Origin of the sequence: Actinoallomurus iriomotensis (assembly GCF_030269445.1) — a bacterium.
GTDB classification, from domain to species: domain Bacteria; phylum Actinomycetota; class Actinomycetes; order Streptosporangiales; family Streptosporangiaceae; genus Actinoallomurus; species Actinoallomurus iriomotensis.
In genome coordinates, this window is sequence record NZ_BSTJ01000043.1 from 1 (window position 1) to 340 (window position 340).

Sequence of the window (340 nt, forward strand, 5' to 3'; positions counted from 1 at the left end):
GGGGCAGGCTAATCCGCCCAGGGTAAGTCGGGACCTAAGGCGAGGCCGAGAGGCGTAGTCGATGGACAACGGGTTGATATTCCCGTACCCGCTGACACGCGCCCATGCTGAACCCACTGATACTAACCACGCGGACTCCGTTTGGTTCCTTCGGGGACCTTGCCGGAGCGAGTGCGGGACCTGAGGTGGTAGTAGGCAAGTGATGGGGTGACACAGGAGGGTAGCTCAGCCCAGGCGATGGTTGTCCTGGGGTAAGCATGTAGCCCGCACCATAGGTAAATCCGTGGTGCATGAGGGTGAGATGTGATGCCGAGCCGATTTAGGTGAAGTGAGTGATCCC

1 rRNA gene is annotated in these 340 nt (G+C 59.7%); it reads left to right on the plus strand.

What is annotated here, in order from left to right:
* Positions 1 to 340, plus strand: a 23S ribosomal RNA gene (locus tag QSK37_RS51320); the annotation flags it as partial.